Consider the following 13,516-nt stretch of genomic DNA (forward strand, 5'->3'; position numbering starts at 1 on the left):
CATGGCTCGGGGACCGGATCAGACCGCCGTGCCGATCAGCGCGACGCCAATCGCCATGAGGACCGCGGCGCCCAGGCGTCGCATCCAGTTGCCTTCTTTCAGGAAAATGAACCCGATCAGCGCCGCAAAGATGACCGAGGTTTCCCGCAGGGCCGAAACCGCCCCAAGCGGCGCAAAGTTCTTGGCGTAAAGCACCAGACCATACGCTGTCATCGAAACCAGCCCACCCAAAAGGCCCGTCATCCATATTCTGACTGGCAGGTCTTTGAGGGTGGTGCGTTTCCTGACCCCGATAAACCCTACAATGAACAGGTGCAGAAAGGCCCCCCACGCCCAATAGCTGAGCGTATTGCCTGACAGCCGCACCCCAATCCCATCAACCACCGAATAGATCGAAATGCAGAACCCGGTTCCCAGCGCAAATCCCAGCGCGCTGCGCCCGACACCCGAACGCAGCGCCGCCCAGCTGCTCAGCTGAATGCCAACCGCGATTAAGGCGATCCCACCCCAGGCTTGCCAGGGCAGAACTTCGCCCACCAGCGCCATCGCCCAAAGCGAGACCAGTGCCGGAACAATCCCGCGTGCTATGGGGTAAACCACACTCAGATCGCCATGCTGGTAGGCCTTGCCCAGCATGAAGTAATAGCCGAAATGCACGACGGTCGAGAGCAGGATATAGACAAAGCTCTGCGTGTTCGGCAGCGGCAGCACCATCACCATAACCGCCGCCGGCAAGACCTGACCCAACGCGACCAGACCCAGCATGGTGGTGCGGTCCGCCGCCGTTTTCACGATGGCATTCCATACGGCATGCAGCAGCGCCGCCGACAGAATAATCAGAATGACGAACAGGGTCATACCCGAACCTTTCCCGCAGAATTCGTGCGTAAAAAGGGTCTTTGGCCCCATTTCACTTGGGCGTGGTGTCTGCCAAAACCGGGATTTTTGTCAAGCCGGATTCCAGTGGTCAAATTACCGCCACTGTTGGGGACGTGTCCGCAAGCCGTTTCCGGTCTCGTCCTGCACCCTTGTGCCCGGTAAGAAGTTACAACTGCACGTGATCCCGGTTGCAGGACGCGCATCACGTTCTAAGATCGGGCACATGAGTTTTGTGACAGACAACCAATTGCCCCTGCTAATCCTGTTTTTTCTGTCAGGATCGATCGGCACCGCCTTTTTGTTCCGCAAGCCAGCAGGGCACAGGGCATGGAAACTGGCCGATCTGGTCTGGGTCGTGCTGGGTGGCATCGGCGCATTGGTGGCTGTTCTGGCGGGGCTTTATACGTCGGACAGTTCGCGACTGGATCGCCAGATTGATGTAGCCTACGCCGCAACATTGGCATTCGACCGGGATGCCGCACGGTTTCGTCTGCGTTTCTGCGACCCTGCTTACGATCCTGACACGGCAGTGCTGTGCGACAAGGTTGAATTCCTGTCGGCATCAACTGCCAGCAACTCGGAATTGCCCCTGTTCATCGCCGTAACCAACGAAGTGGCCCCCCTGCAGGGCCTGCACTTCCTGTTCGGAAGTCAGGGCAAAGATGAAATGGACGAGCTGCGGGATATGACGGCAAAAGCTGATGCTTTCAATATCGACCAGTTCCTCGTATTCACGTCTCTGGACGACAAAACTCAGGTGGCCATCGACAACATGCGCCGTAAGGTACCCGCGATTGCCGGAGATTATCAGATCCTGGCACAAAGCTATGACGATCTGATCCAGCAGGTCGGCAAGTTGAAGGACGAATGGGAATACCTGCAGGCCAATGCCCATATTCTGGTTCTGCAAATCGTGGCGCTTTGTCTTGTTAGCTTTGCTGCCCCGTTTCGACTGGGAAAATCTTTGGTCGAATTGCGCCGGGCGCTCAACGTCGATAGCCCCGCGCCAACACCTGTGGATCAACCCCCAGAAAATAGCGCAGAAGTGTCCACAAGTTCCGCATGCCCCGTCGAGTCCAACCTGCCTGTTCATAGCGCTCCGCGCTCGTAAAGGCGCGCGACTCGAGTATTGCGATCCGTGGCAATGCGCGCACCAGCGCCACATCTTCCATCAAGGGTTGGTCCGGATACCCACCAGCCGCCAGATAGACATCACGCGGAACCAGCAACCCCTGATCTCCGTACGGTAAACCGAACAGCCTGCTGCGCAAATTGGCCCATCCGGCCACCCAGGTCGGCGCAAACCCACGCGCGCGAAAAGCCAACCGAAACGCAGCTGGTGCGTTGGAGGGTAGATGGGCGCTTACGCTCTCGGCCCATCCCTGTTGCAGCACGGTATCGGCATGAAGGATTAACAACCATTCACCATCAGCCTGCGCACACCCCCGGCGCAATTGACCGCCGCGCGACGGCTCACCTTTCAGAACAAGCGCGCCAACATCTTCTGCAATTCTCAACGTCTGGTCTGTTGAGCCTGCATCGCTGACGATCAGGTCCCGGATCAGTCCGGAATGCATCCCTTCCATCAGGGCTTCAAGGCACGCAGGCAAGGAACCGGCGGCATTCAAGGTTGGAATCACTACAGTGACGGGTGCGGGCACGTCCGATAACCTCTGGTCTTGACTGCGGGACTTCCTATATCACGAGGCCAAAGGCAATGACGAGGACCAAGCCATGCCCACCCGCCGCATCCTGCGCCTGACCGGCTCGGACACCGAAAACTTTCTGCAGGACCTTGTCACCAATGACGTTCGGGGGCTGGGCAATGGGCTTGTTTATACGGCGTTGCTTACTCCACAGGGCAAGTATCTGGCAGATTTCTTTCTGAAACGCGATAACGGTGGCGTGTTGCTGGACGTGGCCGAGCCACTTGCGGATGACCTGATCAAGCGCCTGAACATGTACAAACTCCGCGCGGATGTGGTGATCGAAGGCACGAATCTACACCTACAACGCGGCACAGGTCCAGCACCGGACACCGCCCTGCCCGACCCCCGTCACCCGGATATGGGTTGGCGTGTCTATTCGACTGCCCCAGAAGGCGATGACGGAACCGACTGGGACGCGCTGCGCGTTCGACACTGCATCCCCAAGGCTGGGGTCGAACTGACGCCAGACAGCTATATCCTCGAATCCGGGTTTGAGGCGCTGAATGGTGTGGACTTCAAAAAGGGTTGCTATGTCGGTCAGGAAGTGACTGCGCGCATGAAGCACAAGACCGAATTGCGCAAAGGCTTGCGGCGGGTCATTGTCGAAGGATCGGTTCCGGTGGGGACTGAGATTACCGCAAACAGCAAACCTGTCGGCACCCTGTTCACGCAATCAGGCGGACACGGGATCGCGTATCTGCGCTTTGACCGTGCGAATGCAGACATGATGGCCGGAGACATCGTGGTTCGCTTGACGGATCAAGCGTAACTTGTTGCCAAATCGGCACGGCCTTATCCGCCGTATGTTTCGTAAAGTTTGAACCCGTTACCCAGCCCTGCCAATGTGTCGGCACAGGGGCAACACGGATACCCGCATGTTTCAGCTTTACTCCGCGATTTGGCGCGCCAGCGCCGGACGGCAGATTGTCCTCATTCTGTTATCCATTGCCATTGCTGCGCTTGCCGCGGTTCCGCTTGAATTTCAACGCGATATTGTCAACCACCTTACGTCCAACGATCTTCATGTCGAAAAGCTGGTTCTGCTGGGCATCGGCATGATGATTGTCATCCTGCTGAGCCTCGCCCTGAAATGGGTTCTGGGTTTTCGCGCGGGTACATTGGGCGAAGACATGATCCGGCTGATCCGGCAACGCTTGCTGTGGCGCGCTACCGACCTGAAGGAAACGGGTGAAAATCTGCGCAAAGGTACCATGACGACCGCCATCTCAGCCGAGGCTGAGGAGCTGGGCAAGTTCGCAGGGGGCGCGTTCTCGGACCCGGTGGTTCAGGTTGGAACGCTGGTCAGCGTGATCGGGTACATATCCTCAACGCAGCCAGGCCTTGGCCTTATCGCGTTTTCCATGATTGTGCCGCAGATAATTATCGTTCTGGTGTCGCAACGCAAAGTGAACACGTTTGTCGCCGAACGCGTCCGCCTTTTGCGCAGCGCCACTGATAGGCTGACCACCGAGGATATCGATGCCGTCGAGCGGGATATCAATGCCCTGTTCGACGACATCTATGACACAAGGCGGCGCATGTTTCTTTGGAAGCTTTCGGCCAAATTCCTGCTGAGCGTAATCAACGGCGCCGGAACCGTGGGTATTCTGATGTTGGGCGGTTATCTGGTGCTGCAAGGTAAGACCGACGTCGGCACGGTGGTGGCCGCGACCAGCGGGCTTGGCCGGATACAGGGCCCGACCGCGTTCCTGATCGCCTTTTACAGACAAGTCAGTGCCAACCGCATCAAATACGAACTGATGCTGGAACTATTCGGCCCGGACCCCGCGCATTACCGGTACCGCAGCAGCGCGTAAAAAAGACCGCGCAGCGGCTGCTTGCGCGGTCTGACATTAAAAGCGACGAAACGTCACGCGCGTTCGGAATATTCCATCGTTTCGGTGTTCACGATGATCATTTCATCCTGACCGATGAACGGCGGCACCATGACTTTCACGCCATTGTCCAGAATTGCAGGCTTGAACGAGTTCGCGGCGGTCTGACCTTTTACGACCGGCTCGGTTTCGACAATCTTGCAGGTTACTTTCTGCGGCAGCGTCGCGTTCAGCGCTTCACTTTCGTAGAATTCGACAACAATCGTCATGCCATCCTGAAGGAACGGACGACGCTCGCCCAGCAAATCCGCTGGCAATTCAATCTGTTCGTATGTTTCGGCATCCATGAAGACCAGCATGCCATCGGTTTCATACAAGAACTGCTGATCCTTCTGTTCAAGGCGCACACGCTCAACCTTGTCAGCCGAGCGGAACCGTTCGTTCAGTTTCGAACCATTGCGCAGGTTGCGCAGTTCGACCTGCGCGAAAGCGCCACCCTTGCCGGGCTTCACATGGTCAACCTTGACCGCGGCCCAAAGGCCGTCGTTATGCTCAAGCACATTGCCGGGGCGAATTTCGTTCCCATTTATCTTGGGCATTACATAATTCCTTCACAAACGGTTGATGCGTCAGTTGCGCCTCCTATATCTGGCGGGAACATACCTGACAAGACAACCAAACCTAGTGCTGCACGTGCAGCGAGATATGCAAGTGACGCAACGCAACTATGCATATTAGCTGTATCCGAATCGCACTTTATCGGTCATAAGGACCGTCACGCCGAAAATTGCAAGAGCAAGAAAAACAAGGAAGACGAGATGAGAGATTTCGTTGACGGCACTGCCTTTAACAACGAACAAGGCAATCGTGCTCGCAAACTTTTCGCGGCCGTTGTGTTGGCCGCACTCGATGACGCCATTGCCGATGACAAGAAGTATGGCAATGGCCCGGAACAAATCGCCCGTTGGGCGCGCTCGCGCGATGGGCGCGAAGTGCTGTCTTGCGCGGGAATCGACCCGAACGAGCGGGTTGTCAGCGGACTGATGGAGTTCGTTGGCCGTGGCGTGCGGACCTCGGTCGCGCTGTCGCGTGAAGAAAGCGAGCGTCGCAATGCCGCTCAGCAGGCTGAAGCTGCCTGATCCAAGGCTGTTTCAACTCAGAAAAAACGCGCTCTGCCATCAGAGCGCGTTTTTCTATGCGTATCCCACCACGATCCTGGGCGTCAGGGTGAGTTCGGGGCTTCCCCTGCCCGCCCAAATCAGGTCATCTGCACCTTGACAGGTAGGAGACAATCCATGGTTCGCGCTATCATGATTCAAGGCACCGGCAGCAATGTCGGAAAATCCGTTCTGGTGGCGGGGCTTGCGCGGGCTTTTACACGGCGGGGTCTTCGGGTTGCGCCCTTCAAACCGCAGAACATGTCGAACAATGCTGCTGTTACAGAAAACGGTGGGGAAATCGGTCGCGCACAGGCCCTTCAGGCACGGGCGGCAAGGCGGGCGACGCATACGGATATGAACCCTGTATTGCTAAAACCTGAAACTGATACCGGCGCGCAGATCATTGTTCAGGGGCAGCGCGCGGGCACCATGAAAGCCGGTGATTACCGCAAGGATAAATCCAGACTGCTAAGCGCCGCACTGGAAAGCTTTGACCGGCTGTGCAACGACGCGGATCTGGTTCTGATCGAAGGGGCGGGCAGCCCGGCCGAAACAAACCTGCGCAAGGGTGACATCGCAAATATGGGCTTTGCCTGCGCTGCGAACATACCTGTAATACTTGTCGGCGACATTCACCGCGGCGGTGTGATCGCACAGATCGTTGGCACTCAGGCGGTTCTGGACGACGGTGATCTTGCGCGAATTCGGGGCTTCGCCGTCAATCGGTTCAAAGGCGATGTGTCCCTATTTGACGAAGGGCGCGATGATATTGCCTCTCGTACAGGGTGGCCCTGTCTGGGGGTCGTGCCATGGTTTCATGACGCCTGGAAGCTACCGGCCGAAGATATGATGGACATCCGCTCTCACACAGGCGGCACCTGCAAGGTCGTTGTGCCACAGCTTGAACGGATGGCGAATTTCGACGACCTTGATCCATTGTCGGCCGAACCCGGTGTGAGTGTCGAGATCATTCCGGCCGGACGCGCATTGCCGGGCGATGCCGATCTGGTTTTGCTACCGGGCAGCAAATCCACCATCGGAGATCTGGCCTATTTCCGTGCACAAGGCTGGGACATCGACCTGTACGGCCATGTCCGGCGCGGCGGGCATGTTTTGGGTCTCTGTGGTGGCTTTCAAATGCTGGGCAAGACCATTTCCGACCCCGATGGCGTAGACGGTCGACCGGGTAAGGTCGACGGGTTGGGGTTGCTGGATGTGGACACAGTCATGGGAGGACAAAAGCAAGTTGTCCTGCGTACGGCCCATGCGTTGCCGGACCGAGAGCCAGTCACCGGATACGAAATCCACATGGGCCATACAAACGGGCCGGATTGCACCAATGCATGGCTTGAGGTCGAAGGCCGCCCTGAAGGCGCGGCCAGCGCAAACGGGCGGATCAAGGGAAGCTATCTGCACGGTATCTTTTCGTCCGACGCATTCCGGGCGCGGTATTTGTCAGCGTTAGGCGTGACCTCGGACCTGTCCTATGAGGACGGCGTCGAGCAGGCGCTGGACGATCTGGCCGATCATCTGGAGCGCCACATGGACCTTGACCTGCTGCTCAGCCTCGCGCAGCCTCCGCACCGTGGCTGAGAGTTACTCCAGATCCTGAGCCGCAAGAGCGCGGGCGATCTCTCGCCTGACCATCTTGCGCACATTTCGTGTAATCCGCTCACCCATCGTTCCTTGCAGCTCGGCGCGGACAACCTCTGCGATCAGGGTGCGCAGAGCGTCTTCATCCATGTCGATCGTCCTGACATTTTCGTTGGAATCAGGTTCTTCGGCATCAGCATCAGACACAACAGCTTGAGACGACCGGATGAATTCCGCCTGATAAGGTGCGTCTTCGTCCTGCTGAACCGCGTCTGGTTCTTCGCCACCGGCAGTATCAATCGACATCGCAGCGGCAAATTCTTCTTCGACATCCCATGGCAGCGCGTGCGACGGTGTGCCCGAATATGCATCCTGGCTGTCACCGTCCGGTTCCCACTGATCTTCTGTTTGCGCAATGGCCGCTTCCAGCGCTTCGATCTTTGCACTCAGGCTGCTTGTTGCATCATCCGCCGCGGCGCGTTTCGTCTCGGCTGTTTCTGGCTTGTCCCGGTCGGCGTTCGCGGGTTGACCCGTCTGAACGATGTCGCAGGTGCGCAGCAACATCGGCTTCGCAGCATCTGAAACTTCGGCTTCTGATACAGCTTTAGCGGGAATCACCCCCAATTGATCTGGTGTGTTGATCCGCAATGCATCTGTAAGCACCAGCCGCCCCGGCTTGCGTGCCTTAGTCGTTTGATCCGCGACGGTTTTATCACGACTGTCTTCACTGACCAGACGTTTGACCGAAGACAGAACGTCTTCGATCCCTGCTTTCACGACATTATCAGACATTGTTCTCTACCGCTCTATCCTTGGATCGAGTGTAGCCAAACAATCCGCGCCTCACAACAGATAGTATTGGCGATCAGTCCCGGCGCAATGCTTTGAGAACGCGATCCAGATCCTTGCTTTGCTTGCTGACCTGTGCCGGCGCATTCTTGACCAGATTGTAATACAAAGTCGGATCATAGATTTGCACCGCCAGCCCAAGACGCTCGGCTGTCAGAAGGCCCTGCGCCTGCAACAACTGATAGGCAGCCCGTGACCGTTCGGTGCGCGAAGCGACTTCTGCCAGCTGTGCATCCAGCAAATCCTGCTGCGCATTCAATACATCCAGAGTTGTTCGCGCGCCCAGAGTTGCTTCTTCCCGGATGCCATCAAACGCCACCTGCGAGGCGTTAACGCGCTCGGTTGACGCCCTCAGACTGGCGCTGGCCGCCTGAAACGCCGCATAACGGTCGGTCACACCCTGCGTGATGTTCTTTTGAACGTTCAGAAGATTCGCGCGCGAGGCATCCCGGCTGGCCATTGCGCGGCGGACATTTGCCGCCAACCGGCCACCCGCGTAGATGGGTTGTGTGAAGTTCAGCGACACGGTGGCGTCGTTCACATAGTCATTGTTGTCATAACGCTCGGACACGCCAGCATCGGCATTCAGGCTGACATTCGGCCCAAGGTTTGCCCGTTGCTGCTGCACGACCAGATCAAACGCCCTGACCTGATGCTGCGCCGACAGAATGGCCGGGTGGTTGCGTTGCGCCAGGTTCACAGCTTCAGCTTCGGAACGCGGCAGATTGGGCAGGCTCGGCTGACCAGCCGTTCGCCCCGGTGCCTTTCCGACCGCGTTCACGTATTCGGCCTGCGCAATGCTCAATTCACCGCGTGCCACAGCCAGATCCGCCTGAGAGCTTGCCAGCTGCGCTTCGGACAATGCGACGTCCGTCCGGGTTACTTCGCCCACTTCGAAGCGGTCATTCGACGCCCTAAGTTCCTCTGCCGACACATCCACGTTGTTCTGGCGGATCGCCACGGTCTCTTCTTGCAACAGGACGCCCAGATAGGCATTTGCTGCGCGGATAAGAACCTGTTGTTCGATATCGATCAGGGTTTGCCGGGTCGATAGCACCGTTTCCTGCGCCGACTGCTTGCCCAGCACCGACGCGCCGCCATCATACAAAAGCTGGCTCAGCGTCAGGCCCGAAAAGAACCGCGACGGCTCGTTTGTCGTCACGACGTTATTGACCCGCGAACGGGTGTAATCCTGGCTGACCTGCACGGTCCAGTTGATGATTGGCCGCAACGCGGAAAGCGCAATGGCCACATCTTCATCCGCCGCTCGCAGCAACGCCCGGTTCTGCTCAAGCAAACCACTGGTGTTATACGCGCCGATGAACGCATCCGTTATGTTGTCTGCCCACGCTGCACGCCCTGGCATCACGCTCATGGCAAGTCCTGCGGTCACAGCAAACGCCCTGACCAGCTTACCTGTCGCCGAACCACGCATACCAAAATCCTCTCAAACGAAATTACACTGCCCTACAGGCAGTTTGCGGCCTTCTTTTCAACTAATCAAGGTGATAGAAAAATCTATCGGCGGACTATAGCGAAAATGCACACTCTGCCGAAAAACCTTCCAGAACCGGCGCATTGGCATTGAACACATCACGCCAACTGACGCGGCCCCCGGTTTTTCGACCAATCCGAACTGTACCCAGGTTGCCGTTGACAAACAGACACACGATCCGACCGTGATCCTTGAGTTGATCCAACAGGGCATCGGGTACCTGCTCGACACCGCCCTGCACCATGATCGCATCATAGGGGCCATGCTCCGCCACACCCTGTTCCAGCGCGCCGACGTGGATAATGGCGTTGTGCACGTCAGCTTCGGCCAAGAGGTTTTGCGCCTCGGCTGCAAGGGTTTTGTCGCTTTCAACACCCACAACCAACTCAGCCATCCGCGCGGTGACAGCCGTGGAATACCCCATTGCCGGAGCGATATCGAGGACCATCTCATCCTTGGATATGTTCAGCACGTCCAGCATTTTAGCCAGGGTCCGCGGCTCCAACATGCTGCGCCCGTCCCCCAGATCAATCAGGCCGTCCACATAGGCCGCCTCGCGTTGAGAATCGGGCACGAAGCTTTCCCGCGGAACACTCAACATCGCCTCAATGATCGGGAACTTGGTGACGTCAGAGGGGCGGATCTGCGTATCAACCATTGTGCGGCGCCGGGCTGCGAAGTCAGTCATTGGATATCTCGTCTCATTCCCAAAGATGTCGGGCTTGTGCCATATCCTGAACTTTCCAGCAACGCCCCTGTTGCCGCAACCTGAATCTTGATCACCTCCTTGGGCGTGGACGTCGGCATATTTCGATCTTGCCGGCAATTTCGCGCGCAATCCACTGGACGCCCCAGAGGAAAGCTGTTAAAAACCCAATTACACCACGGCAAGTATTTGATTTTACTTGAAAAGGCGAGTTGGCGGAGTGGTGACGCAGCGGATTGCAAATCCGTGTACACCGGTTCGATTCCGGTACTCGCCTCCAACTACATCCAAATCGCTGACTTGGCCCCGCAGTATGCCCGTGTGACGCTTGGTATTTTCAGACGTTCATGGCCCGCGATTCTGTCGAACTGCGGGCCAGATATGGCGTGTTTTTTCGGAACACCTGCCTACCCCTGCTCGTTCACGGGGCGCGATGTAGTCTGGTGTTTGCCTTACCCTCAGGCGCGCCCTTGTGGCACAACCTCGTATCCCGGCTCTTCCGGTTCATCATCCGTCATTTCGGCTGGAAAGCCCGGGGCGGTGATATCCAGGCCGGTTGCCTCTTCCAGCCGTTTGATAATATTTGGTGAAAGCTCGCGTTCGCCATATCGTGCGATACCATCGTTAAAGATGTTGATCATCACCGGGTTTATTTCCAGCGGCACCCCGGCGCGGTCGGCGACCTCCTGAAACAAACCGATATCCTTCTTCACCAGATCCATGGTGAAGGAAATATCGCGCGACCCGTTCAGGATGACCTGACTTTCGGTTTCGTGCACGAAGGATGTGCCGGACGAGATTTTGATCGCCTCATAGGTCGTGTTCAGATCCATCCCCGCAGCCTTTGCTGTAACCAGTGCTTCGGCGCAGGTAATCAGGTTGGCAGTGGCAAGATAGTTGGTCATCACTTTCAGCACCGAGGCCGAGCCCAGCTCGCCGGTGTGCAAAACCCGGCGGCCCATTGTCGTCAGGAACGGCAGAATTCGTTCAAACGTTTCCCGGTCACAGCCCGCAAAGATCGAGATATTGCCCGTCGCGGCACGGTGGCACCCGCCAGAAACCGGGCAATCCACAGCTGCACCGCCGCGTGAAATGACTTCGGCACCGAGGCGTTTGACTTCGGCTTCGTCTGTGGTCGACATCTCCATCCAGATCTTGCCGGGGCCCACTTCGGGCAACATCTCCTTCATGACTGCGTCCGATGCTGCCGGAGACGGCAGACAGGTGATCACCGCATCGCAATCGCGCATCAGCTGGGCGGGCCCTTCTGCCGCCTTTGCGCCTTTGGCGACAAATTCGGCCACCAGATCTGCGTTCAGGTCATGCACAGTCAGGTCAATGCCATTGCGCAAAAGGGATCCCGAAAGCTTGCCGCCAACGTTACCCAGACCGATAAATCCCACTTTCATATGACGCATCTCCAAGTTCGTCGTTTTCCCGTCATGCGACCACATACCGAACACGCACTTCATGCCGCCGAACGACGCCTACAGGTCGCTTTTTTCACCTTGGCTTATTTGTTGCGCGCGAACCGCTTGACAAGCGGGCCGGCGGTGCCGCATGTCCCGGACGTTGGTGTCGGCAACAGCCGATGAAAAGGGAATGCGTCAACGGTTCATCCGCCAAGCGCAGCCGCCCCCGCGACCGTGACCGGAGAGGATGCCCAATGCCACTGGCCTGTGCCGGGAAGGCGGGACATCCGACAGAGCGACCGCTCTGGCATCCGCAAGCCGGGAGACCTGCCAACACCCGAAGTTGAAACCGGGCGGGGTGTTCCGGTGTCGGGTCCATGTGCAGACGTGGTGCCCGCATGAAACCCCGTCCCCCGCGAAGAGGATTTGGGGGGATGAGAGACATGACCGAGACCGCACCGGTAGAATTACTGGTCTGCACGACTTGCCGCCGGGGTCTGCCCTTCGAGGATGATGCTGAGCGTCCCGGCACATTGTTGCACAAGGCCTTGGAACAGGCTGCCCTGCCAGATGGCATCATTCTGAAACCTGTCGAATGCCTTTCGAACTGCGATCAGGGCTGTTCCATCGTTCTTCGGGGCGGGCCGGATCGCTGGACCTTTGTTTACGAGAACCTGAACGAAATCGATCACGTCGATGTCATCATCGATGGTGTGACCAAGTATCTGGCCACAGACGATGGTCTGGTGAAGTGGCGCGACCGTCCTGAACATTTCCGCAAAAACTGCGCCTCGCGCATTCCCCCGATTGGAGGCTGAGATCATGTCGAACCTAGAAAAACTTCCCGTCACCGTGATCACCGGCTTTCTGGGCTCGGGCAAAACCACGCTGGTGCGTCATCTGATGCAGAACCCGCAGGGAAAGCGTCTTGCGATTGTTGTTAACGAGTTTGGCGATGTGGGTGTTGATGGTGACATTCTAAAATCCTGCGCGATACCGGATTGCCCTGCGGAAAACATCATGGAACTGGCAAACGGCTGCATTTGCTGCACCGTGGCTGATGATTTCATCCCGACCATCGAGGCGCTGATGGCGCTGGAACCGCGCCCGGATCACATCCTGATCGAAACATCCGGCCTTGCACTGCCCAAACCGCTGCTGAAAGCGTTTGATTGGCCTGATATCCGTTCGAAAATCACCGTTGATGGCGTGATTGCGCTGGCCGATGCCGAGGCGGTGGCCGCCGGTCGCTTTGCTCCGAACGTTGAAGCGGTGGATGCCCAACGGCTGGCTGATGACTCGATCGATCACGAAACACCCTTGTCCGAGGTGTTCGAAGATCAAATCTCGTGCGCGGATATCATCCTGCTGACCAAGCCCGATCTGGCAGGTCCGGAAGGCGTCGCGAAAGCCAAACAGATCATCGCCGCCGAGGCACCGCGGCCGCTTCCCGTTGTCGAGGTCGCCGAGGGTGTCGTCGACGTACGTGTCGTGCTTGGCCTTGAGGCTGCCGCCGAAGATGACATGGACGCCCGCCCGTCACATCACGATGGCCATCACGATCATGAGCATGACGATTTCGAAAGCATCATCGTCGAGTTGCCGGAACAGACCGACCCTGCGGAACTGGTAGCCAGAATCGAACGTCTTGCGACTGAGCTGAATATCCTGCGCGTCAAAGGCTATGCCGCCGTCGCTGGCAAACCGATGCGCCTGCTGGTTCAGGCTGTCGGCGCGCGAGTTCGTCACCAATACGACCGCCCATGGGAGCCCGGTGAAGAGCGCCGCTCGCGCCTGGTCGTGATTGCCGAGCATGACGACATCAAAGAAGCCGAAATCCGTGATATCCTCGTGGGTGTGACCGAGGTTGCCGAGTAA

The 13,516-nt window shown here is 57.7% G+C and carries 13 protein-coding genes, 1 tRNA gene, 1 pseudogene and 1 riboswitch; of the genes and pseudogenes, 8 read left to right on the forward strand and 7 right to left on the reverse strand.

What is annotated here, in order from left to right; genetic code table 11:
• Positions 1-18: 18 nt before the first annotated feature.
• Complete coding sequence (locus ACR0BZ_RS08425; protein WP_480564089.1) at positions 19-858, reverse strand: EamA family transporter; 840 nt, start codon at positions 856-858, stop codon at positions 19-21.
• 244 nt (positions 859-1,102) lie between these two features.
• On the opposite strand from ACR0BZ_RS08425, the pseudogene ACR0BZ_RS08430 reads away from it, so the two are divergent.
• Positions 1,103-1,858: pseudogene (locus ACR0BZ_RS08430) on the forward strand (hypothetical protein); the annotation flags it as partial.
• 7 nt (positions 1,859-1,865) lie between these two features.
• Here the strand turns inward: ACR0BZ_RS08430 and ACR0BZ_RS08435 are convergent.
• Positions 1,866-2,540 carry a TIGR04283 family arsenosugar biosynthesis glycosyltransferase gene (locus ACR0BZ_RS08435; RefSeq protein ID WP_480919980.1) on the reverse strand — a complete coding sequence of 225 codons (675 nt, stop codon included), beginning with the start codon at positions 2,538-2,540 and terminating at the stop codon, positions 1,866-1,868.
• A 73-nt stretch (positions 2,541-2,613) separates the two neighbouring features.
• On the opposite strand from ACR0BZ_RS08435, the gene ygfZ reads away from it, so the two are divergent.
• Positions 2,614-3,357, forward strand: a complete 744-nt coding sequence (gene ygfZ, locus ACR0BZ_RS08440) for a CAF17-like 4Fe-4S cluster assembly/insertion protein YgfZ (RefSeq protein WP_480919981.1) — start codon at positions 2,614-2,616, stop codon at positions 3,355-3,357.
• Between the two features lie 106 nt (positions 3,358-3,463).
• Positions 3,464-4,405 carry an ABC transporter transmembrane domain-containing protein gene (locus ACR0BZ_RS08445; RefSeq protein ID WP_480919982.1) on the forward strand — a complete coding sequence of 314 codons (942 nt, stop codon included), beginning with the start codon at positions 3,464-3,466 and terminating at the stop codon, positions 4,403-4,405.
• A 53-nt stretch (positions 4,406-4,458) separates the two neighbouring features.
• On the opposite strand, the gene efp is transcribed toward ACR0BZ_RS08445, so the two are convergent.
• A complete protein-coding gene (gene efp / locus ACR0BZ_RS08450) occupies positions 4,459-5,022 on the reverse strand; it encodes an elongation factor P (RefSeq protein WP_209503361.1) in 564 nt (187 codons plus the stop codon).
• Positions 5,023-5,241: 219 nt separating this feature from the next.
• Between efp and ACR0BZ_RS08455 the strand changes: the two genes are divergently transcribed.
• Complete coding sequence (locus tag ACR0BZ_RS08455; RefSeq protein WP_037310273.1) at positions 5,242-5,562, forward strand: DUF6280 family protein; 321 nt, start codon at positions 5,242-5,244, stop codon at positions 5,560-5,562.
• A gap of 156 nt (positions 5,563-5,718) precedes the next feature.
• Positions 5,719-7,176: a cobyric acid synthase gene (locus ACR0BZ_RS08460; RefSeq protein WP_480919983.1), complete on the forward strand. Its 1,458-nt coding sequence runs from the start codon at positions 5,719-5,721 to the stop codon at positions 7,174-7,176.
• Positions 7,177-7,179: 3 nt separating this feature from the next.
• Here the strand turns inward: ACR0BZ_RS08460 and ACR0BZ_RS08465 are convergent, their stop codons facing one another.
• The 3 genes from ACR0BZ_RS08465 to ACR0BZ_RS08475 all read right to left on the reverse strand — a co-directional run bounded on the left by ACR0BZ_RS08465 (position 7,180) and on the right by ACR0BZ_RS08475 (position 10,208).
• Complete coding sequence (locus ACR0BZ_RS08465) at positions 7,180-7,968, reverse strand: hypothetical protein (RefSeq protein WP_480919984.1); 789 nt, start codon at positions 7,966-7,968, stop codon at positions 7,180-7,182.
• Between the two features lie 73 nt (positions 7,969-8,041).
• Complete coding sequence (locus ACR0BZ_RS08470) at positions 8,042-9,460, reverse strand: TolC family outer membrane protein (RefSeq protein ID WP_209503355.1); 1,419 nt, start codon at positions 9,458-9,460, stop codon at positions 8,042-8,044.
• A 94-nt stretch (positions 9,461-9,554) separates the two neighbouring features.
• Positions 9,555-10,208: a protein-L-isoaspartate O-methyltransferase family protein gene (locus ACR0BZ_RS08475; RefSeq protein ID WP_480919985.1), complete on the reverse strand. Its 654-nt coding sequence runs from the start codon at positions 10,206-10,208 to the stop codon at positions 9,555-9,557.
• A gap of 224 nt (positions 10,209-10,432) precedes the next feature.
• Between ACR0BZ_RS08475 and ACR0BZ_RS08480 the strand changes: the two genes are divergently transcribed.
• Positions 10,433-10,506: transfer RNA gene (locus tag ACR0BZ_RS08480), tRNA-Cys, on the forward strand.
• A gap of 178 nt (positions 10,507-10,684) precedes the next feature.
• Here the strand turns inward: ACR0BZ_RS08480 and ACR0BZ_RS08485 are convergent.
• On the reverse strand, positions 10,685-11,680 hold the full coding sequence (locus ACR0BZ_RS08485) for an NAD(P)-dependent oxidoreductase (RefSeq protein WP_480484275.1): 996 nt from the start codon (positions 11,678-11,680) through the stop codon (positions 10,685-10,687).
• Positions 11,681-11,782: 102 nt separating this feature from the next.
• Positions 11,783-11,987: riboswitch (cobalamin riboswitch) on the forward strand.
• A gap of 94 nt (positions 11,988-12,081) precedes the next feature.
• On the opposite strand from ACR0BZ_RS08485, the gene ACR0BZ_RS08490 reads away from it, so the two are divergent.
• Both ACR0BZ_RS08490 and cobW read left to right on the forward strand, forming a co-directional pair.
• Entirely contained in the window at positions 12,082-12,456 is a 375-nt protein-coding gene (locus ACR0BZ_RS08490; protein WP_480919986.1) for a DUF1636 family protein, read from the forward strand.
• Positions 12,457-12,460: 4 nt separating this feature from the next.
• A complete protein-coding gene (gene cobW / locus ACR0BZ_RS08495; RefSeq protein WP_480546504.1) occupies positions 12,461-13,516 on the forward strand; it encodes a cobalamin biosynthesis protein CobW in 1,056 nt (351 codons plus the stop codon).

The sequence above is a fragment of the Ruegeria sp. P8 genome (genome assembly GCF_056534665.1).